The following is a 19,766-nucleotide window of genomic DNA, read 5'->3' as shown; positions in this document are numbered from 1 at the left end:
CTGATGTCATGCGCTTGATCAATCTCGACGGTCGAATCCACCTCGTCACCGGCGATGGCGTGGTCGATGTGGCCAAAGCGTCCGAACAACGCTTCGGCCCCGATCCGCAGGACCTCTACCAGCACTGGGACGCATTCCAGGAGTGGGCGCGCACCGCGGCACTGCCCGCACCGTCCGCGCGCGTCGGAACCATCGGTTCACCGGCACCGCTGCCGCGGCAGGTCTTCGCCGTCGGTCTCAACTACGACGACCACGCCACCGAGTCCGGGCTCAGCAAGCCCGAGCATCCGGTGATCTTCACCAAGTTCGTCTCGTCGATCACCGGGCCCGTCGAAACCGTCCAGCTGCCGGCAGGTTCGGTCGACTGGGAGGTCGAACTGGTGGTCGTCATGGGCCGCGGCGGCCGGAACATCCCCGAGGACCGCGCCTGGGAGTTCGTCGCAGGCGTCTCGGTGGGCCAGGACCTCTCCGAGCGGGACCTGCAACTCGCGGGCCCCGCACCGCAGTTCAGCCTCGCCAAATCGCACGCCGGGTTCTCCCCCATCGGGCCCGAACTGGTGACCGTCGACGAGCTGCCCGATCCCGACGATCTGGAACTGGGAGCCGAGATCAACGGCGAGACGGTGCAGCACAGCCGCACCTCGCAGCTGATCTTCCCGGTGTCCAACCTCATCGCCTACCTGTCGGACACCGTCGAGCTCTATCCGGGCGACGTCATCTTCACCGGCACACCGTCGGGTGTCGGCATGGGCCGAAACCCGAAGCGGTTCCTGGCACCTGGCGACGAACTGCGCACCTACATCACCGGCGTCGGGGAGTTCACCCAGCGCTTCGTGACCGCCGACAGCGCATCCGTAGCACCGCGGAGCTGACAATGGCTCTCCACCGCCTCGATTCCATCGTTCTGGGCGTACCCGACCTGGCCACTGCGGCCACCTTCTACGAGGATTTCGGGCTGATCCCCCACGACGGGCACCGCTTCGCCAGCACGGAAGGCGGTGTCCAACTGGAACTGGTGCACTCGGCGCGACGCCGACTGGTCTCGGCCCGGTTCGCCGTCGACGATGACGACGATCTGCAGCGCGCGGCACGAGAACTCAGGCGATCGGAGTTCGCGGCCGTGCTCCCAGAACCTGGTCGGTTGCACACCGTCGAACCGACAACGGGTGCCGAGATCGAACTGATCACCGCGCCCCGTCTGGACCAAACCCCTTATGTGGCACCGCCGGTGAACGCGCCGGGGCGCAACGACCGCGTCGACGCCCGGGCCGCGGGCATCATGATCACCGACCGCGTCCGGCCCCGTCGGCTCGGCCACATCGTGATCGGATCGCCCGACTACGAAACCGCATACGCGTTCTTCGTCTCCGGACTCGGCTTCAAGGTGAGCGATCTGGTGAAGGGCCACGGTGCGTTCCTGCGCTGTTCGACCGATCACCACAACGTCCTCCTCCAGCGCGCGCCGGTGCCGTTCCTGCATCACAGCAGTTGGCAGGTCGACGATGTCGACGCCATCGGGCGCGGCGCGATGGCCCTGCTGGAGGACCACCCCGAACGGCACGTCTGGGGACTCGGGCGTCACTACGCCGGGTCGAACTTCTTCTGGTACTTCAAGGATCCTGCCAACAACTTCGCCGAGTACCACAGCGACATGGACTGCATCGTCGATGATGCGCTGTGGACACCTGAGGAACTCGAGGGCGCAAGAGGTCTCTATCAATGGGGCCCGCCTCCGCCGGCGTCATTCCTGCAACCGGAGGACCTCGCCGAGCACATGATCCACGGTCACAGCGGCTGACCCCCTTCTCTCTGCGCCGATTTCTGCGTGAAGGTCGTGATTCTCGCCAGATCACAACCCTCATGCAGAAATCGGGGCGGTCTGTACACGCACATCCACGTGTGGCGGTCGCCTGCGCCCGAAAACCCACCTTGTCCGCTTCGCTCACCTAGGAAACCGATGAACATCGAGAACCGAGATCTACTCGCCACCTGCTGGACGTGAGCAGGCAACGCGGCCCCGGCCCGGGGAACCGAGCGCAGTCCGATACCCATGGCCGAGCGACTCGACGCGGTTGCGTCAGCCGGTTGGGAGGGAGTCGGCATCGTGTACGCCGACCTCGCCGAGAACGCCTCGACAACAGGTCTTCCGACGCTACGCAGCATGCTCGACGACCACGGCATCAAACACGTCGAGCTGGAGTTCATCACCAACTGGTGGACCACCGGTGAACAGCGCCGCGAGTCCGACGCCATGCGGGACGACCTTTTCGAAGCGGCCGCCGTGCTAGGCGCCACGACGCTGAAGGCCGCAGCGTGCCTGCAGGCCTTCGGCGAAACATCCGTCGACCGTGAGCGCTTCGCGTCTGCATTCGACGAATTGGCCACTCGGGCGGGAAGCCACGGCCTGCGGGTTGCGATCGAACCCATGCCGATGTCCAACCTGCCCAGCATCATCGACGGCGTCGCGTTCATCAAAGACGTCGGCAATCCGCACGGGGGCCTGTGTATCGACACATGGCATGTCCACCGCAGCGGCACCGACTACCGCAAGCTCGCGGAGATCGTGCCGGTTGAACACGTCTTCGTCGTCGAACTCACCGATGCCGACGCCGAAGTCGTCGGCCCGCTGTGGGAGGACGCGGTCGACCGTCGTCGCATTCCCGGCCTGGGTTCCATCGACGTCGCACAGTTTGTCGCCGAGATGCATCGCGCAGGTTGGAGGGGGCACTGGGGCGTCGAGATCATCTCCGAGGAGCACCGCCACCGGGCTCTGGACGTGGCCGTCAACCTCACCCGTGAGAAGACGCTGGAAACCATTGCATCGGCGGATCAGCTGCTGGACCGCGCGGCGGGAAGGAACGCCGGTGTCCCACAGCACATATGAGCCGAAGACACCCGTCACCGGGTCCGTGACCCCGCCGACCGGCGGGTCCGTGAAGGCGGTCGCCATCTCGATCGCCGCGGCTGTGGGTGGCTTCCTGTTCGGTTTCGACTCCAGCGTCATCAACGGTGCCGTAGGAGCGATAACTGCTCACTTCGCACTGACCCCACTGATGGCCGGTCTTACGGTGGCCAGCGCTCTGCTGGGATGTGCGGTTGGTGCTTGGTTCGCAGGCGGCATCGCCGACCGCATCGGCCGGGTGCGCGTGATGGGTGTCGCCGCAGTGCTCTTCGCCGTGAGTTCGGTCGGGTCCGGTCTGGCCTTTTCTGCCTTCGATCTGATGGCTTGGCGAATCACGGCCGGGGTCGCGATCGGCATTGCCTCGGTGATCGCACCGGCATACATCGCCGAGATCGCCCCGGCGCGCATTCGGGGTGCGTTGACCGCGCTGCAACAACTGGCACTGGTCATCGGCATCTTCGTCTCACTGCTTTCCGATGCCGCGTTGGCGTCCGTGGCAGGTGGCGCCGCCAATACGTCCTGGTTCGGCGTGGAAGCCTGGCGATGGATGTTGCTCGTGGGTCTGGTGCCAGCCGTCGTGTACGCGATCATCGCGCGACGAATCCCCGAGTCGCCGCGCTATCTGGCCCGGCGCGGCGAATACGAGTCGGCCGCAGCAGTCCTGTCGCGTGTTCTCGACGTATCCATCGATGACGCACGACGCAAGGTCGACCAAATCACCGACAGTTTACGGTCGGAACGGCATTCGTCGTTGTCGCACCTTCGTGGGCGGTCCTTCGGCTTGAGACGCGTGGTGTGGATCGGCATTTGGATCTCGATCTTCCAGCAGCTCAACGGGATCAACATCATCTTCTACTACTCGACCACGCTGTGGCAGTCGGTGGGCTTCTCCGAATCCGATTCGCTTCTCAGCTCCGTGATCACATCGGCGATCTTCGTCGTGGTTACCCTCGTCGCGATCGCGGTGGTCGACAAGATCGGCCGCAAACCCTTGCTGATCGCCGGCGGTGTCGGCATGGCGGCCATGCTTGCGGTGATGGGGCTCTGCTTCGCCGCCGCGGTCGAAGCCGGTGGCGCGGTGACTCTCCCGGGGAGCTACGGTCCGATCGCGCTGGTCGCGGCCAACCTGTTCGTGGTGGCCTTCGGAGTCTCCTGGGGGCCGGTCACCTGGGTGATGCTCGGAGAAATCTTCCCGAACTCGTATCGCGGCCCCGCGCTCGCGGTCGCCGTCGCGGTGCAGTGGATCGCCAATTTCGTGGTCACCGTGACCTTCCCACCGTTCGCCGCGTTGAGCCTGCCCCTTTCCTACTGCTTCTACAGCGCGTGCGCGCTGCTGTCGGCCCTCTTCGTCCTGCGGTTCGTGCGGGAGACGAAGGGTCGCGAACTCGAAGAGATGGACGACATCGCCGACTGAAACGACGTTGGCCCATACAAGATGAATCCCATGTAACCGAACCACGGCAAATTATCGGCATCCGCCGTGGTTCACCGACAACAAAAGGAAACAACACCATGTCACCACAGGAAGTGCTCGAGCAGTTCTATGCCGCCGAGCGGATCTACATGACCGCCGGAGGTGTCCCGGCCGGTGCATCGTTCGAGGGCATGGGCGCGACCTTGCACCCCGACGTGCAGCTGCACCATTCCCCCGATCTGCCGTGGGGCGGTGAATGGCACGGGTACGAGGGTTTCAAAGGCTGGTCGGTCGAGATGAGCCGTCACTTCGATGTGGTCGACGTCCAGGACGCGAAATTCCTCACGTCCGGTAACCAGGTGGTGGTGTTGTGCAATCTCTACACCCGGTCACGTGTCACCGGGCGCTCGATCAACAACCCAATGGTGCAGGTGGTGACGGTGGAGGACGGGCGGATCACCGACTTCCGCGCGTTCTATTGGAATGTCGCCGAGTACGTCGAGGTCACCTCGGAAGCCGAGAAACAGGCTGCGGCGCAACCGCGGTGATAAATGGGGGGCCGGTCGCGCCTCGAGTGATCGAGCCCCCTCCTGAATGAGTTTGCGACGGCGCACACCTTTATCGACAGGAATCTGTACGGCTGTAGCCAACCTCACACCGAAAAATTTGCGTTACAAGAAATTAACAAGCACGATTGAGGCGTTCCGATAAGTGCGGGTGATCCCCGCACGAGAACGCCAGACAGACAAAAAGTCCCCGCGACCCGGGGCGCTTGACGAGGAGTGAGAGAAATGGCCTTCGCGCAGTTCCGCGCCAACCTGAAGCGCGCCAACAGCCGGCGGCGGTTGTACGCAAAAATCAATGCGCTCCCCGATTCGACGGTGCGCGAAGAGTTGATTGCGATTGCTCAGCGCCACGAATTCCAGGACCGCTGACAAAAAACGGATCCGAATCCAGAGCCGGTGCCCACAAGGCCCCGGCTCTGTTGTTTTTCACGGCAATTGATCACAAATTCGCGTAATCCGCGATCAGGGCATGCACTTCGTCGGGCCTGTCGAGGTGCATGAAATGTCCGGCCCCGTCGATGACCTCGTGCCGACTCCCCGGCACCAGAACCGAGGCGCTCAGCGTGCCGATGCGCACATCGATCGCGCCGTCGAGGCGACCGTGCAGCACCAACATGGGTGAGATGGGGTTTTGCGTCATGGCGTAACGGTCCAGTTCGGCATGGCTACCACGCCGCCAGGGCCGCAACGCGGCGCGGTAATACGCCAGCGCGGCGGTACGCCGGCGGGTGTCCGGCAGGGCCTCCCACAGGTGGGCCAGGTCCTCGCGCGCGTCGTAACCCGGCGGGCACCAGTCGCGCCACAACTTGGGGATCACCCGGCCGAGGTTGCGCTCCGACAGCCACGGGATCTGCTGGAACAGGATGTACCAACTCATCCGCATCTGCACCGGCAACAGCGGGGCCAGCCTGCGCCGATTGCCCGCATCCCGCATGCCCGCCACCACGGGCACACCCATCGACACCACCGTGCCGAACGGGTTCTTCGGATACGCCGCGACGCCGGCCGACGCCAGCCCGCCCCAGTCGTGGCCGACCAGGACGGCGTCACCGGTCCCGCCGAGCGCCTCGTGCAGCGTCACCGCGTCGTACATCAGCGCGCCGAGGCCGTAGTCACCGTCACGGGCCAGTTCGGTGGGTGCGTAGCCCCGCATGAACGGCGCAACCACCCGAAAGCCCTGTGCCGCAAAGTGCGGGCCGAGGTGCCGCCACGTCCATGCCGAATCCGGGTAGCCGTGCAGGCACAGCATCAACCGGCCGTCCTTCGGGCCCCACGCCAGCGCCGCGAATCGCAGGTGCGGCAGATCCAGGGTGAGCCGCTCAGGGGCGGTCATACGGCAACACTCTCGCGGCGCAGTGGCGCGTTGCGTGGTCTGCCGTCCGCGCGCATGAAGCTGCCGGTGCGCCGTCGGCCGACGAGTTCGGTGGGCGTGCCCTCGGCGAACACCGTATGACCGGCCACCAGAACGGTTTTCACGGTGCGGTCGTTGCGGTTGACCATGCGCTGCATCCCACCGAACGCCTCCACGGGGGCCTCGTGGTACTCGTCGAGGCCGGCGTCGAGATACTGCGGGTCGATCACGACGACGTCGGCCCAGTCCCCCATCCGCAGATGTCCGGCGTCCAGGTGGTACCAGTCGGCGAGTTCACCGGTGAGCCGGTACACGGCGTCCTCGACGCTCATGAACCCGGCGTCGCGGACGTGGCGCAGCAGGCGCAGCCCGCTGTTGTAGAACGCCATGTTGCGCAGGTGCGCGCCGGCGTCGGAGAAGCCGACCTGGATTCCGCTGCTGACCGCCAACTGCCGCAGCGCTTTCGGACGGTGGTTGGAAATCGTGGTGCGCCAACGTAGTTGGCTGCCGTGCTCGAGGACGAGGTCAAGGAACGCGTCGACGGGGTGCAGGCGGCCGCGTTCCACACCGACGTCGCCGAAACTCTTGCCGATCACACTGGGGTCCGGGCACGCCACGATCTCGGCGTCGAAGAAATCGCGGTGCCAGGCCCGCGGGCCGAACTTGTTGTCGTAGTCCTTGCGGAACCGGCGCCGGTAGCCCTCGTCGGCAAGCAGCTTGTTGCGCTCCATCTCGGTCTTGAGATGCAGTGCCGCAGCGCCGGATCCGAACTCCTCGAAGATCACGAGGTCGATGCCGTCGGCATACACCTCGAACGGGACCGGCAGGTGCTGGAAGCGGAAGTCCCCGCCCAACCGGTTGGCGATCGCCGCCAGCGCCACCGTGAACCACATGCCGCCCGGCGTGGATTTCATATCGGCAGCAGCCAGCAGGCTGGTCTTCAGGCGCGGCCTGCCGATGCCCACGGACTGAAACGCCTGCGAGACGATGTTGTGCGGATGGCTGATGTCGGGCCCGGATTGCAGTGTGCGGTCACGTCGCCGCAGGATCGACTTGAGCCGGCGCAGTTCTTTCGCCCTGGCATAGGTGGAAGGCAGCGTGCGCGAGCGGCACACGTCGCCGTCGAGCTTGTCGAAAAGCAGTTGCTGCGAGGACAACCCGATGAATCCGGCGTCGAGCGCGTCGGTGAGCATCTGTTCCATGCGGGCCTGCTCGGCCTTGGTGGGGCGGACATCCTTGCGGGTGGCCCGGTCCAGGCCCATGACGGCGACGCGGATGTCGGAGTGACCGATGAACGCCGTGACGTTGGGCCCCAGCGGCCGCGCCTCGAGCGCCTCGATGTATTCCTCGGCGTTGTTCCAGGTCTTGTGCTCGCCGACGATGCGCACCACGTGCTCGTGCGGGATGGCCTCGACGCGGCCGAACAGGTCGGCGGCCTCGGATCCGTTGACGTGCACCGTCGACAGTGAGCACGATCCCATCACGATGGACGTGACGCCGTGGCGCAGCGACTCGGTCAGCCCCGGCGCGGCGAGCACCTCGGCGTCGTAGTGGGTGTGGATGTCGATCATGCCGGGCATCACCCAGCACCCGCTGGCGTCGACGGTCTCGGTGCCCTCGACGGCGTCGGCGGTGATCGCGGCGACGCGGCCGTCGCGGATGCCGATGTTGCGCAGGGCAGATGGACCGCCGGTGCCGTCGAACAGACGGCCGCCCAGGATCACCTTGTCGAAAGTCATGCTCGGATTCCCCCTCGGGGTCGGCGCTTGGCTTGACAGCTTAGCTACAGCGTCAACCCTGCGGTGCCGACTTCCGATCACCGTCGACGGCGCGCGACGTCGGCAACCCGCAAATTCGCCGACGTCAGGCAGGTCCCCTACCCGCGGTATTTCTCCACCGCGGTCGCGTAGTCGTCGAGCATGCGCAGGGATTCGTCGGTCGGCAGCGTCGGCAGCAACAACGCGATCTGTCCGAACCCGAGTTCTTCGACCGCGCCCCAGTACTCCGGATCCGCCGGCGTGCCGAACTGCGCGAGCGGGACCTCGTGACCCAGACCGTCGCGCATCTGTGTCACGAACTTGCTCAAGAAGTCCACCGGCAACGGGTTGGAGATCCATCCGGCGTCGTGGCGGATCACGCGCTTGACGGTGGCCTCGGACGCGCCTCCGATGTAGATCGGCGGGTGCGGCTTCTGCACCGGTTTGGGACGCATGTACGACGACTCGATGTCCACGTACTTGCCGTGGTATTCGGCGGGCTCCTGCGTCCACAACGCCTTGATCGCCTCGATCTGTTCGTCGAGCAGGCGCCCGCGCGTCTTCGGGTCGGTGCCGTGGTTGCGCATCTCCTCCAGGTTCCAGCCGGCGCCGACACCGAAGACGAACCGTCCGTTCGAGATCAGGTCGACGCTCGCGGCCTCCTTCGCGGTGTGGATGACGTCGCGCTGGATCAGCAGGGCCACGCCGGTGAACAGCTCGATCTTCGTCGTCACCGCCGCGGCCGCCGCCAGCGTGACGAACGGGTCGAGCGTGCGGTAGTACTTCTGCGGCAGCTCGTCTCCGCCCGGATAGGCCGACTCGCGGCTGGCCGGGATGTGTGAGTGCTCGGCGATCACCAACGAATGGAAGCCGCGTTCCTCGATCGCGCGGGCAAGCGTCACCGCATCGATGGTGTCGTCGTTGACGAAGGTCGAGATGCCGATTTTCATGCCTGTCCCCTGACTGTTGATCACCGTGTGCATCGCCCGCCGACCCCAGGCTATTCCCCGCGCCTGGCAGTTGGGTGACCGTCGGCCACATCCGCCGAGCGCCGGGGACGTCGGCGCGGTGACCTGCGTCAGCGCGGAGACGCTGCGCGTTGCTGCCGGTTCTACTACAGAAAATTGACTATATTCAAACCGTGAGACCGACGGCCGCGACCGATCGCAAGCGCACACCGCCGCTGCGGCTCAGTGATCTCGCGGCGGCTCACGTGCGTGAACTCATCGTGTCGGGTCAGCTTCGGGCCGGTGAGTTCATCCGGCCTGAGACGGTGGCCGACGACCTCGGCATCAGCGCCACACCGGCCCGCGAGGGTCTGCTGCTGTTGCAGACGGAGGGCTTCCTCACCATCGAACCCCGCAAGGGTTTCTCGGTGACGGCGTTGTCCAGCGAGGACATCCGTGACGTCTACGACGCCCAGGCCCTGCTCGGCGGTGAGTTGACGGCACGCGCCGCGGGCGTGATCACCGCGGAGTTGGTGGAAGAACTCGAGAACATCCAGGCCCAGCTCGAGCAGGCCGCCGCGGGCAAGGACTACGACGACGTCGAACGGCTCAATCACCGGTTCCACCAGACCATCTACCGGCTGTCCGGGTCGCGGAAGATCCGCTGGCTGATCAAGGCGACACTGCCCTACGCCCCGCGGAAGTTCTTCGCCGCGGTCGAAGGCTGGCCGGAGGCGTCGGCGCACGATCACCGCGCGATCATCGAGAAGCTGCGCTCGGGTGACGCCGAGGGCGCCAGAGAAGCCATGGCTCAACACATCCGCCGTGCGGGCACACTGCTGGCCGAACACCTCGCTGCGAGCGGAACCCTCGGCTGATTCGCCAGGTGCGAGACGCTGCGGCCACGAGCGAGCATCACTCCAGGTCGAGCACGACCACATCCGGCTGCGCCGCGACTGCCTTGCTGAACCGCTCTGGCCGGTTGCCCGGTACGAACAGGAACGATCTGGCCGTCCTGAGCGTGTCGGTGGTGTACCGGGCGTTCACGCGTACTCGGCCTGTGCGCTCGCGTGAACTGTTCCGGAACCAGTCACCACCGCCAGTTCAGCGGCGGCGCCGTCGGCAGCCGGGGTGCCTTGTACACGGATCGCGTCACCGACGAAAACCGGCTTGGTCAAACGGAATCGGAAGTTCTTGATGGGTCGCGTGCTGTGTGCCCGCGCCAGTTCGGCCATGTACAGCACCAGCAGCGGTCCGTGGACCACGAGCGCCGGAAAGCCTTCGACACCGCAGGTGTACTCGGCGTCGTAGTGGATGCGGTGTGAGTTCGCGGTCACGGCACTGAACCTGAACAGCAGCGCCGGATGTGTCGCGGGTTCGGCAGCCCACGGGGTGGTGCGCTCTGCCAGCGGTTCGGTGACCCGTGTGAACGGCGTGCTCGAACCCGGATCACTGCGGTACACCAGGTCCTGTTCCTCGGTCATGCGCAGCTGACCGCCCTGGCTGAACTCGTGGCGCACAGTGACGAACATCAGTTCACTGGTCTTGCCGCTCTTGACCGCGGTGGAAACCACCTCGGAGTGCCGCGTGGCCGCCTCGCCGAGCCGCAAGGGTTCGTTGATCTCCAGGCGTCCACCGGCGAACATCCTGCGGCGGTGCGGGATCGGCGGCATGAAGTGACCGTCACGTGGGTGCCCGTCGGTGCCGAGCGCGGCGGTCGGCGGCCAGTCCAGGAAGTAGACCCAGTGCCACAGGGCCGGCAGAACCTCACCCGCGCCGGGGACGTGATCCAGATCCAGTGTGGCCGCGAGGTTTCCCGCGGCCTGTGGGCCGAGCAGGTCGGTGCTGACGACCGGGCCCGGGCGCCAGTTCTCCACGTACTGTTCAAGGGAGTTCATATCAACTCTCAATCGTCGCCATGGCCGAGTTCGGCGAGAATCGCGGCGGTGTGCGCCCCCAGCGCGGGAACCGGATCCATCCTCACTTCGGTACCGAGATCGAGCGGTGGCAGCAGGGCGCGCACCGGTCCGTTCTCGGTCTCGACGGAGCGCCAACGGTCACGGGCCGCGAGCACCGGATGGTCGAGGAACTCGCTGACCGTGTTGACGCCCGCAAAGGCGATGCGCGCCTCGGTCAGCCGGGACTCCAACTCGTCGGTGGGATGTGACGAGAACACCTCGGAGATCAGGGCGTTGACGTCCGCCCGGTTCGCCACCCGTTGCGTGTTGGACGCGAATCGCGGATCCTCCGCGACCTCGGGGCGCCCGAGCACGGTGGTGCAGAACCGCGCCCATTCCGGCTCGTTCTGGATCGCGATGAGGAGGGTGTGTCCGTCGGCGGCCTCGAACGGGCCGTACGGTGCGATGGTCGCGTGCTGGGCGCCGAACCGGCCGGGCTGACGTCCCGCACCGGCGGTGAAATGTGCCGGCTGGCCCACCCATTCGGCCAGCGCCTCGAACAACGACACCTCGATGACGGCGCCTTCACCGGTGATCTCGCGGCGGTACAGCGCGGCCAGGATGCCGCTGAAGGCGTACATGCCCGCGGCGATGTCGGCGATCGACACCCCGACCTTGGCGACCTCGTCGGGGGTACCGGTCAACGAGACCAGTCCCGTCTCGCACTGGACCAGCAGGTCATACGCTTTGCGATCGGCCCATGGACCGGTGCTGCCCCATCCCGTCACCGACACCACGATCTTGCGCGGGTCCTTGGCCCGGATGTCCTCGGCCGCCAACCCCAGCCGGGCCGCCGCGCCCGGGCCCAGGTTCTGCACGACGACATCGGCGCGGTCGGCCAGTTCATGCAACACCCGGTGCCCGTGCTCGGATTTCACGTCGAGCGCGATGGACTCCTTGGACCGGTTGAGCCACACGAAGTAGCTCGACTCGCCGTTGACGGAATCGTCGTACTGGCGCGCGAAATCACCGGAGCCCGGCCGTTCGACCTTGATCACGCGTGCGCCGAGATCGGCGAGTTGCCGCGTGGCGAACGGCGCGGCGACCGCGTGTTCCAGCGACAGCACGGTGATCCCGCTCAGCGGCAATGACTTTCCGTTGGCCTGCGGGTGCATCAGATGTCGAGACCGCCGCGCGCGACGAGTTGTTTGGCGATCACGTTGCGCTGGATCTCGTTGGTGCCCTCGCCGACGATCATCAGTGGCGCATCGCGGAAGTAACGTTCGACGTCGTACTCGGTGGAATAGCCGTAGCCCCCGTGCACGCGTACGGCGTCCAGTGCGATCTGCATCGCGGTCTCCGACGCGAACAGCTTGGCCATGCCGGCCTCCATGTCACAGCGTTGCCCCGCGTCGAACTTCTCGGCCGCACTGAGCAGCAGCGAGCGCGCTGCATACAGCTTGGTTCCCATGTCGGCCAACATGTTTCCGACCGACTGGTGTTGCCAGATCGGCTTGCCGAAGCTCTCCCGCTCCTGGGAGTACCGCAGCGCATCCTCGAACGCCGCACGCGCCACGCCCGTTGCCCGCGCCGCGACCTGCAACCGGCCCACCTCCAGGCCTTTCATCATCTGCGCGAACCCACGGCCCTCGTCGTCGCCGAGCAGCGAGGAGACCGGAACCCGGGCGTCGGTGAAGTTGAGCTCGCAGCTCTCCACGCCCTTGTAGCCCAGCTTGGGTAGGTCGCGTGACACGTCGAAGCCGGGCACCTTCTCCACCAGGAGGATCGACACACCCTTGTGTGCGGGCTGCGCGTCGGGATCGGTCTTGCACATCAGCGCCACCAGATCCGAGCGCCGCGCGTTGGAGATCCAGGTCTTGCTGCCGTTGATCACGTAGTCGTCGCCGTCCCGGCGCGCGACGGTGCGCATGGCCTGCAGATCCGACCCGCCACCGGGTTCGGTGAGCGCCATCGTGGCGCGCAGTTCACCGGTGGCCATCCGCGGCAGGTATTTCTGCTTCTGCTCCTCGGTGCCGAACAGCAACAGCAGCTTCGACACCACGGTGTGGCCGCCCATCGCGCCGGCCAGGCTCATCCAGCCCCTGGCCAGTTCCTCGGCGACCTGCACGTAACACGGCATGGACACCGCCCCGAACCCGTACGGCTCCGGGATCGCGAGCCCGAAGATACCGATCTCCTTCATCGTCTCGATCAGCTCTTCGGGATAGGTGTTGGCGTGCTCCAACTCCCGTACCACCGGTTTGACCTGCTTCTCGACGAAATCGTGCACCGTCTTGACGATGGTTTCCTCTTCGGCCGTCAGCGCCATGTCCTCGCTCCGTTCTCTATAGAAAATATTCTATGAATAGAGCGGACGGCAGCGCAAGCACGCGGGCGTCGGCGTCAGCGCCTCAAATACGCGACGACGTCGTCTTGGTAATCGGCGAAACCCTTGTAGGTGGCGATGTCGTCGGGCAGTTCCTCGATGATGGCCGCCAACTGCTCCGCATACTCCGGGATCGCCCGGATCTCTTCCAGCGACGCCATGAAGGTGCGGATGTTGAAGGTGACCGCGCCGGTCATCGGGAGCCGGATGAAGTGTTCGAGTTCGATGCGGAACTGCACCTGCGACACGTCGCCGTCGCGCAGGGCCCTCGGCATGTGGGTGCCCCAGTCCGGCAGCGTTTCCAGGCTGATGTCGAAGGTCCGCGTCGGTGACGCCGCCAGGTTCCAGTTCAGGCGGCGGTACACCTGGTTGGCGGGCAGTCGTTTGAGGAACTGCTCGGCACGGGCCGTCATCCCCTCCCCTGTCATGCGCGGCACCGGTCCGTGGATCTCGTACATGTCCATGCCGATATCGAACGACGCCGACCAGGCTGCCGCGAAGGTCACCGCACCCGCGTCGAAGTACAACCGCCCGTCGCGTTCGATGACCAGTAGCAGATCGTCGGGGATTTCGGCGGCCAGGAAGAACAACGGACCACCGGGCAGCGTGCCGGTATCGCCGAGGACGAAATGCTGATCGGTTCCGAGAAGGTCGTTGCGCCAATGAAAGTGATCGCCGTCCTCGTCCAGGTGCAGCAGGTCAGGGTAGGACTGCGCGAGGTCTCGCAGGTAGTAGATCAGCAGATCCCAGCACGCCAGTTCCATCCCGGGGCGGACCTTCACCCGCTGCGGATCGGTGTCCAGCACGTGGCGGCGTTCGGCCATGTTCACCGGATAATCCGCGCCGCCGAGATCGACGATGTGCCTGCCCCATTCTCCGGCCCTCGTCGGCCTGGGCACCCGCGCGGGATCGACGTTGACGGTGTAGCGGAACGAGGTGACGTCGTCGGCGAACGGCCACGGCAGGCTCGCGAGATGATCTACCGGCTGGTTGAGGTAGGCGGCCGCGGCCGGGGTCAACGACGAGGCCACCAGGTCGGCGGCCTTGGCGCCCATGTCACGCAGATAGGGCGTCGACAGGTGTGCGGTCATGAGTGATCCTCGAATCTCTCGGCTGTGGTCACAGATCCACTTCGATGTCGGATCCGCGAGATACGCAGCACAGCATGCTGTTTGCGGCCTCGCGTTCCTCCTCGGTCAGGACGAAGTCGCGGTGCTCGAGCACACCGGCGGTCACCGGGATACGGCATTCGCCGCACACGCCCTGCCGGCACAAGTTGTTCACCCCGATGCCTGCGTCGAGCAGGGCCTGCAGCAGCGACACCCCGGCCGGGACTGCGAGGTTTTCCCCGGTCGAGGCGATGCGCACCGTGAACGGCAGACCCGGGTCCTGTTCCGGTGCGGTGAAGCGCTCAAGATGCACCCGGGCCGAAGGCCAACCGGCCTGTGCGGCAAGCTCCTGGTAGGTATGGAGCATCGGGATCGGCCCACACGCGTAGGCGTGGGTGCCCAACGGCTGGGCCCCCAGCCGATCGGCGAGCAGCTCACGGGTGCCCTCGATGGTGTCCACCTCGAACAGCGTGATCCCCGGACGCGCGGCCAGTTCGCGCAGCTCGCCGACATGGGCGTCGTGCCCGGGTCGGTACGAGTAGACGATATCGGCCGTGCCGCCGGCCCGCGCGATGGCGCGGGCGTGGGACAGCACCGGCGTGACGCCGATGCCACCGGCGATCAACAGCGCGTGCCGCTGATTGGTCACGGGCGGGAAAAGGCAACGCGGGCCTTCGATCTCGACGGACATGCCCAGTTCGAGGTTGTCGTGCAGCCACACCGACCCGTTGCCGTCGGCCTTGCGCAGCACCGAGATCTCGTAGCGGACCGGGTTGAGGTCGGCCCCGGTCAGCGAGTACGCGTTGCGGGTGGCGCCCGCCGTGACGATGAGGTGGCTGCCGGGTTGGTACGGCGTGAGCACACGCCCGTCGGCGGCCGCGAACGTGATGTGCAGGACGTCTCCGGCGAGGTGTTCGAGGCCGACGACGGTCAGCATCCGGGGCGTCGTGTCGTAGGCCGGGTGGAGGTGTCCGGGAAAACGCGCTTCGGCCGTGTCGAGCACCGTCATTCAGATCTCCCTCGCCCGCGCATCGGAGGCCAGGTAACTGCCCAGCGCCGACGCGAAATGACCGTGGATCTCCAGGGTGCGCGCGCACCCGCGACAATCGATCTCGTCGCCCGGACCTGCCGCCACCCGGAACGTGCCGCGACACTGCGCGCAGAAGATGGGCGCGTCGTCGGTGTGCACGACGAAACCGGTCAACTCGGCAGGAATGGCGCCCGCCGCACGGGCCATCGTGAGCGCCGTCAGCACGTCGAACTGTCCGCCGACGATCATGATGCGCACGCCGGTGCGCACTTCCGACAGTGCGTGTTGCATTCTGGCACAGTCCTCTTCGTCGGTCATCGCGTCCAGGCACACCAGGCGGGTGGGGGCGACCGCCTCGGCAGCCTGCACCCACTCACCGGCGACGTCGGCGGTGCGCGGCGCCGCACCGATGGCCACCACCAGGAATGCGGACGCCGTGGTGTCGACCGGTTCGGGTTCTCCAGGCCATTGCGGCAGCGACGGGAACTGCGGGGGAATCGTTTCGGTGATCGTCATGCTGCGCTGGAATCTCGGCGGGTCGCTTGACCGATCAGAGACCGTCCGCAGTGCGATGGCCCGTATAGAAGGCCAGCGCACGATCGGGTGTGCTGAACAGGATGCGGGACCCCTTCGGGAAGAAGATCGCGTCCTTGGTCTTGGCGATCGACTTCTGTCCGGTGTCGACGTTCTCCAGGTGGAATTCGCCCTCCAGCACGATCTTCATCTCGTCATAGGTGTACTCGTAGAGCAACGGCGCCTCGGTGTGCACCAACTCGAAGAAGCCACTGCACATCACGCTGCCGCCCGGGTTCTCGTACACGTCGCCGATGTAGCCCTCGGCACCCGGGTACTCCGCCTCCGGCATCTTCGGCAGGTTCTTCCACGCGTCCGGCGTGACGCTGAACTGGGGATGAGTGGTGGTCGCTTCCATGACAATCTCCATTTTCTCTGCGAGAAACCAGGTTGATTGTCAGTAAACGCGATGAACGGTTTCGTAGGTGTTGCCTGAGGTGAAAGGTGTGTTGCAGTAGGCGGATCCAGAAACCGAGCCGCGTTACGCGTGTGCGCCCTCAGCGCGTCCCGGCACCCGCACTGGCCGACGCGCCGACGCTGTCCGCGATCGCGGTTCCCAGCGCCGTCGTCGTCGCCGTCCCGCCGAGGTCGGGGGTGAGCACCGCACCGTCGGCCAGCACCGCTTCGATGGCATCCAGCACGGCCTTTGCTGCCGTGCGTTCCCCGAGGTGCTCGAGCATCATTGAGGCACACCAGATCTGGCCGACCGGGTTCGCAACCCCCTGACCCGCGATGTCGGGCGCCGAACCGTGGACCGGCTCGAACAGGCTGGGGAAGGTGCGCTCGGGGTTGATGTTGGCGCTGGGAGCGACGCCGATGGTTCCCGTGCAGGCCGGGCCGAGATCGGAGAGGATATCGCCGAACAGATTGCTCGCAACCACAACGTCGAACCAGTCGGGATGCAGCACGAAGTTGGCCGCGAGGATGTCGATGTGGAACTTGTTGACGGAGACGTCCGGGAACATCGTGGACATCTGCTCGACGCGCTCGTCCCAGTACGGCATGGAGATCGAGATCCCGTTGCTCTTTGTCGCCGAGGTGAGCAGGCGACGGGGACGGCGCTGCGCGAGTTCGAAGGCGTACCGCAGAATCCGGTCGACGCCGACGCGGGTCATCACCGTATCCTGGATCACGGTCTCACGTGGGGTGTCCTCGAAGATCTTGCCGCCGATGCTGGAGTACTCGCCCTCGGTGTTCTCCCGCACCACGTAGAAGTCGATGTCGCCGGGTTTGCGGCCGGCGAGTGGTCCGGCGATGCCGGGCAGCAGGCGCACGGGGCGCAGGTTGACGTATTGGTCGAAATGGCGGCGGAACTGGATCAGGCTTCCCCACAGCGAGATGTGGTCGGGAACGAGTTCGGGCCAGCCGACCGCGCCGAAGAAGATGGCGTCGAATCCCCGCAACTGCTCGAACCAGTCGTCGGGCATCATCTGGCCGTGCTTGAGGTAGTAGTCGACGTTGGCGTAGTCGAATTCTTCGAGGTCCAGGGTGAAGCCGAACCGCTCCGAGGCGGCCTGCAACACCCGTAGCCCTTCCGGAACGACCTCGCGACCGATGCCGTCACCGGCGATGACTGCGACCTTGTACCTGTTGACCACGACAACTCCTCACGCTTCGGCGCGGGCACACGCCCTTCGCTGATGTCGAGGTTAGGAAGAAAACCGCCGTCCAGACAGGCCGCATGACGCAACACCGTTTTGTCCCAGGCGAAAAATGCGCCCCGGCTCCGGCCTTGTCTCGGTGGATAACTCCTGTCGAGGTCCCGTCGCCGAGTTTGACGTCATGGTTGCGGTTTCGGGATCGGGTGGCGAATTCACGACCGTGGTGTCTGTTTCGGCGACGGGATCTGTATCGGTACTACCAGTGGAGAGCCGCTCCAGCCTGTCGTGTCGGTAACGGGATACACCGCTGCGCAAGCTGTTTACGCAAGAAGGACAACAATGTTCGCACGCGTGGCGAGGTACGCACCCCGGCGTCGAACAGCGCGACGACGTCGGCCTCCGGAGTCTCGACGTCGGGCAGCACGTGTACGAGTCGCCCCTCCCGCACATACGGTGCGACGTGCCAGATCGAGCGCATGGCCAGTCCTGCGCCGGCCAGGCACCATTCGGTCACCGCGATGCCGTCGTTGCAGATGAGGCCGCCTCGTACCGGAATCGCCGTCTCACGACCGTCTTTCACGAATCGCCAGATCGACTCACCCTCGTTCTCGCGGACGACGAGAAGCTCGTGATTCTTGAGGTCGTCGAGGTCCGCCGGTGCGCCGTGCGCGTCGAGGTAGTCGGGCGAGGCCACCACCACACGCCGGTTGGGCAGCAGTTGACGTATCGCGAGCGACGAGTCGCGCACCCGCCCGACCTGAATCGCGATGTCGAAACCGGGCACCGAAGCCGACAGCGGCAGGCTCGTGAGCTCCAGCGAGATCTCGACGCTCCGGTGACGTCGCCGAAAATCGTGAAGCAGCGGCGCGATGTGCACTCGCCCGAGGCCGACGGTGCTGATCACCCGGATCGAACCCGTCAAGTCCTTGGGATCGGGGTTCAGCGTGCTCTCCAAATCCTTGAGCTGCTGGAGTATTTCGCTCCCCCGCACGTGGTACTGCTGCCCCTCGGCGGTGAGCTCGAGCCCGCGGGCGCGCCGGTGCACCAACGGTGTGCCCAGGCGTTCTTCGAGAGCCTTGAGCCGTCGGCTCACCACGGAGACCGAGACACCCCAGTGCCGTGCGGCCTCGGTCATCGTCCCTGCCGCCGCGAGCGTCACGAAGAATTCGAGATCACCGACATCGGCCATGTCGTACCCCTCTTGCGTTCAGCGCAAAGATCCTTTGAGGTGACGAGCCTTCCTCGCGCTGTGGGCCAAATCTAGCATCGGGAAAAGGCCGCAAGCCGCGACGAAGGAGACCGGACGTGTTCTTTGGCTTCGACGAACTCGACATCACGGTCAACGGGGTCCGGCTTCGCGGCCGGGTCGGACCGGCCTGCGGCAAGCCGCCGCTTCTGCTTCTGCACGGCCACCCGGAATCGCACCTGATGTGGCACCGTGTGGCGCCCGCGCTGGCGGAGGACTTCTTCATCGTCGCCCCGGACCTGCGTGGATACGGGAATTCGGAGCGTCCGCCGGCGAGCCCCGATCACAGCACCTACTCCAAGCGGGAGATGGCCCGCGACTGTGTCGAGTTGATGGCGGCACTCGGTCACCAGCAGTTCTACGTGGCCGGGCACGACCGCGGGGCGCGCGTGGCCGCCCGACTTGCCGCCGACTCTCCGGAGTGCGTCACCCGCGTCATGCTCCTCGACATCGCGCCCACCCTCGACATGTACGAGGGAACCACGCGCGACTTCGCGAGCGCCTACTGGCACTGGTTCTTCCTCATCCAGCCCGCTCCCCTGCCCGAGACGCTGATCGGCGCCGACCCGCGTGCCTACGTCGAAGGGGTGATGGGCGCACGCCACGCCGGCCTGGCGCCGTTCCCCCGTGACGTCCTCGATCACTACATCGCGGGGTTCGCCGGGATCGAGCGTGCGCGCGGCGCGTGCGAGGACTACCGGGCCGCGGCCACCATCGACCTCGACCACGACCGACGGGACCGCGACCAGGGCCGCAAGATCGCCGCGCCGCTGCGCGTGCTGTGGGGCAAGCACGGTGTCATCGAGCGACTGTTCGAACCCCTCGAACTGTGGCAGAACATCGCAGACACCGTGTCCGGCCGCGCCCTCGACTGCGGCCACTACCTTCCCGAAGAACAACCCGAGGAGATCGTCGCGGAAATGCGCGCGTTCTTCGGTGATTGCGCCTAGCCATCTGATCCACCGCTGTTGCCAAGAGCCGCAACC

At 65.9% G+C, this 19,766-nt stretch carries 20 protein-coding genes and 1 pseudogene; 8 read left to right on the top strand and 13 right to left on the bottom strand.

The features are described 5' to 3' along the window. The first annotated feature begins 8 nt into the window (after positions 1-8). The 6 genes from AT701_RS10255 to AT701_RS35240 all read left to right on the top strand — a co-directional run bounded on the left by AT701_RS10255 (position 9) and on the right by AT701_RS35240 (position 5,251). The gene (locus AT701_RS10255) at positions 9-872 is read left to right on the top strand and encodes a fumarylacetoacetate hydrolase family protein (protein WP_011728081.1); all 864 of its coding nucleotides are present in this window, start codon (positions 9-11) and stop codon (positions 870-872) included. 2 nt (positions 873-874) lie between these two features. Continuing rightward, the gene (locus tag AT701_RS10250; protein WP_058125770.1) at positions 875-1,798 is read left to right on the top strand and encodes a VOC family protein; all 924 of its coding nucleotides are present in this window, start codon (positions 875-877) and stop codon (positions 1,796-1,798) included. A 252-nt stretch (positions 1,799-2,050) separates the two neighbouring features. Further along, positions 2,051-2,884 carry a sugar phosphate isomerase/epimerase family protein gene (locus AT701_RS10245; protein WP_223495490.1) on the top strand — a complete coding sequence of 278 codons (834 nt, stop codon included), beginning with the start codon at positions 2,051-2,053 and terminating at the stop codon, positions 2,882-2,884. Continuing rightward, entirely contained in the window at positions 2,865-4,316 is a 1,452-nt protein-coding gene (locus tag AT701_RS10240) for a sugar porter family MFS transporter (protein WP_223495488.1), read from the top strand. The genes AT701_RS10245 and AT701_RS10240 overlap by 20 nt, the downstream gene beginning before the upstream one ends. 98 nt (positions 4,317-4,414) lie before the next feature. Continuing rightward, positions 4,415-4,864: a nuclear transport factor 2 family protein gene (locus AT701_RS10235; RefSeq protein WP_058125769.1), complete on the top strand. Its 450-nt coding sequence runs from the start codon at positions 4,415-4,417 to the stop codon at positions 4,862-4,864. Between the two features lie 243 nt (positions 4,865-5,107). Next, complete coding sequence (locus AT701_RS35240) at positions 5,108-5,251, top strand: hypothetical protein (RefSeq protein ID WP_003893374.1); 144 nt, start codon at positions 5,108-5,110, stop codon at positions 5,249-5,251. A gap of 70 nt (positions 5,252-5,321) precedes the next feature. Here AT701_RS35240 and AT701_RS10225 read toward each other — a convergent pair whose 3' ends face one another. From AT701_RS10225 to AT701_RS10215, 3 genes are all read right to left on the bottom strand, one after another. Continuing rightward, complete coding sequence (locus AT701_RS10225) at positions 5,322-6,215, bottom strand: alpha/beta fold hydrolase (RefSeq protein ID WP_011728075.1); 894 nt, start codon at positions 6,213-6,215, stop codon at positions 5,322-5,324. After that, complete coding sequence (locus tag AT701_RS10220) at positions 6,212-7,972, bottom strand: N-acyl-D-amino-acid deacylase family protein (protein ID WP_058125768.1); 1,761 nt, start codon at positions 7,970-7,972, stop codon at positions 6,212-6,214. The genes AT701_RS10225 and AT701_RS10220 overlap by 4 nt, the downstream gene beginning before the upstream one ends. A gap of 137 nt (positions 7,973-8,109) precedes the next feature. After that, complete coding sequence (locus AT701_RS10215; protein ID WP_014877271.1) at positions 8,110-8,940, bottom strand: LLM class F420-dependent oxidoreductase; 831 nt, start codon at positions 8,938-8,940, stop codon at positions 8,110-8,112. Between the two features lie 191 nt (positions 8,941-9,131). Here AT701_RS10215 and AT701_RS10210 point away from each other — a divergent pair, with 191 nt between their 5' ends. Then, positions 9,132-9,815, top strand: a complete 684-nt coding sequence (locus tag AT701_RS10210) for a GntR family transcriptional regulator (RefSeq protein WP_011728072.1) — start codon at positions 9,132-9,134, stop codon at positions 9,813-9,815. 40 nt (positions 9,816-9,855) lie between these two features. Here AT701_RS10210 and AT701_RS35675 read toward each other — a convergent pair. The 10 genes and pseudogenes from AT701_RS35675 to AT701_RS10160 all read right to left on the bottom strand — a co-directional run. Beyond that, positions 9,856-9,984: pseudogene (locus AT701_RS35675) on the bottom strand (aldolase/citrate lyase family protein); the annotation flags it as partial. Next, complete coding sequence (locus AT701_RS10200) at positions 9,981-10,835, bottom strand: HTD2 family dehydratase (RefSeq protein ID WP_003893368.1); 855 nt, start codon at positions 10,833-10,835, stop codon at positions 9,981-9,983. The gene AT701_RS10200 and the pseudogene AT701_RS35675, both read right to left, overlap by 4 nt. Positions 10,836-10,843: 8 nt before the next feature. Then, on the bottom strand, positions 10,844-12,010 hold the full coding sequence (locus AT701_RS10195) for a CaiB/BaiF CoA transferase family protein (RefSeq protein ID WP_011728069.1): 1,167 nt from the start codon (positions 12,008-12,010) through the stop codon (positions 10,844-10,846). After that, entirely contained in the window at positions 12,010-13,164 is a 1,155-nt protein-coding gene (locus AT701_RS10190) for an acyl-CoA dehydrogenase family protein (RefSeq protein ID WP_011728068.1), read from the bottom strand. The genes AT701_RS10195 and AT701_RS10190 overlap by 1 nt, the downstream gene beginning before the upstream one ends. A gap of 74 nt (positions 13,165-13,238) precedes the next feature. Further along, positions 13,239-14,276 carry a heme-dependent oxidative N-demethylase family protein gene (locus tag AT701_RS10185; RefSeq protein WP_042510630.1) on the bottom strand — a complete coding sequence of 346 codons (1,038 nt, stop codon included), beginning with the start codon at positions 14,274-14,276 and terminating at the stop codon, positions 13,239-13,241. 64 nt (positions 14,277-14,340) lie between these two features. Continuing rightward, entirely contained in the window at positions 14,341-15,339 is a 999-nt protein-coding gene (locus tag AT701_RS10180) for a PDR/VanB family oxidoreductase (protein ID WP_011728066.1), read from the bottom strand. Next, complete coding sequence (locus AT701_RS10175; RefSeq protein ID WP_058125767.1) at positions 15,340-15,876, bottom strand: dimethylamine monooxygenase subunit DmmA family protein; 537 nt, start codon at positions 15,874-15,876, stop codon at positions 15,340-15,342. Positions 15,877-15,910: 34 nt separating this feature from the next. Further along, a complete protein-coding gene (locus AT701_RS10170) occupies positions 15,911-16,291 on the bottom strand; it encodes a cupin domain-containing protein (RefSeq protein ID WP_003893362.1) in 381 nt (126 codons plus the stop codon). A gap of 139 nt (positions 16,292-16,430) precedes the next feature. After that, the gene (locus AT701_RS10165; protein WP_058125766.1) at positions 16,431-17,531 is read right to left on the bottom strand and encodes a tartrate dehydrogenase; all 1,101 of its coding nucleotides are present in this window, start codon (positions 17,529-17,531) and stop codon (positions 16,431-16,433) included. Between the two features lie 259 nt (positions 17,532-17,790). After that, positions 17,791-18,723: a LysR family transcriptional regulator gene (locus AT701_RS10160; RefSeq protein WP_011728062.1), complete on the bottom strand. Its 933-nt coding sequence runs from the start codon at positions 18,721-18,723 to the stop codon at positions 17,791-17,793. A 116-nt stretch (positions 18,724-18,839) separates the two neighbouring features. On the opposite strand from AT701_RS10160, the gene AT701_RS10155 reads away from it, so the two are divergent. Further along, positions 18,840-19,730: an alpha/beta fold hydrolase gene (locus AT701_RS10155; protein WP_058125765.1), complete on the top strand. Its 891-nt coding sequence runs from the start codon at positions 18,840-18,842 to the stop codon at positions 19,728-19,730. Positions 19,731-19,766 lie beyond the last annotated feature (36 nt).

Origin of the sequence: Mycolicibacterium smegmatis, assembly GCF_001457595.1 — a bacterium.
Classification (GTDB): Bacteria; Actinomycetota; Actinomycetes; order Mycobacteriales; family Mycobacteriaceae; genus Mycobacterium; species Mycobacterium smegmatis.
The sequence above is the reverse complement of the archived record's forward strand: the minus strand, read 5'-3'. Positions and strand labels throughout refer to the sequence as shown.

What these genes read in the sequence shown, in the direction of transcription:
- AT701_RS10255 (WP_011728081.1), top strand. Translation starts at nt 9, where the DNA reads ATGCGCTTGATCAATCTCGACGGTCGAATCCACCTCGTCACCGGCGAT.
- AT701_RS10250 (WP_058125770.1), top strand. Translation starts at nt 875, where the DNA reads ATGGCTCTCCACCGCCTCGATTCCATCGTTCTGGGCGTACCCGACCTG.
- AT701_RS10245 (WP_223495490.1), top strand. Translation starts at nt 2,051, where the DNA reads ATGGCCGAGCGACTCGACGCGGTTGCGTCAGCCGGTTGGGAGGGAGTC.
- AT701_RS10235 (WP_058125769.1), top strand. Translation starts at nt 4,415, where the DNA reads ATGTCACCACAGGAAGTGCTCGAGCAGTTCTATGCCGCCGAGCGGATC.
- AT701_RS35240 (WP_003893374.1), top strand. Translation starts at nt 5,108, where the DNA reads ATGGCCTTCGCGCAGTTCCGCGCCAACCTGAAGCGCGCCAACAGCCGG.
- AT701_RS10225 (WP_011728075.1), bottom strand. Translation starts at nt 6,215, where the DNA reads ATGACCGCCCCTGAGCGGCTCACCCTGGATCTGCCGCACCTGCGATTC.
- AT701_RS10220 (WP_058125768.1), bottom strand. Translation starts at nt 7,972, where the DNA reads ATGACTTTCGACAAGGTGATCCTGGGCGGCCGTCTGTTCGACGGCACC.
- AT701_RS10215 (WP_014877271.1), bottom strand. Translation starts at nt 8,940, where the DNA reads ATGAAAATCGGCATCTCGACCTTCGTCAACGACGACACCATCGATGCG.
- AT701_RS10200 (WP_003893368.1), bottom strand. Translation starts at nt 10,835, where the DNA reads ATGAACTCCCTTGAACAGTACGTGGAGAACTGGCGCCCGGGCCCGGTC.
- AT701_RS10195 (WP_011728069.1), bottom strand. Translation starts at nt 12,010, where the DNA reads ATGCACCCGCAGGCCAACGGAAAGTCATTGCCGCTGAGCGGGATCACC.
- AT701_RS10190 (WP_011728068.1), bottom strand. Translation starts at nt 13,164, where the DNA reads ATGGCGCTGACGGCCGAAGAGGAAACCATCGTCAAGACGGTGCACGAT.
- AT701_RS10185 (WP_042510630.1), bottom strand. Translation starts at nt 14,276, where the DNA reads ATGGGCGCCAAGGCCGCCGACCTGGTGGCCTCGTCGTTGACCCCGGCC.
- AT701_RS10180 (WP_011728066.1), bottom strand. Translation starts at nt 15,339, where the DNA reads ATGACGGTGCTCGACACGGCCGAAGCGCGTTTTCCCGGACACCTCCAC.
- AT701_RS10175 (WP_058125767.1), bottom strand. Translation starts at nt 15,876, where the DNA reads ATGACGATCACCGAAACGATTCCCCCGCAGTTCCCGTCGCTGCCGCAA.
- AT701_RS10170 (WP_003893362.1), bottom strand. Translation starts at nt 16,291, where the DNA reads ATGGAAGCGACCACCACTCATCCCCAGTTCAGCGTCACGCCGGACGCG.
- AT701_RS10160 (WP_011728062.1), bottom strand. Translation starts at nt 18,723, where the DNA reads ATGGCCGATGTCGGTGATCTCGAATTCTTCGTGACGCTCGCGGCGGCA.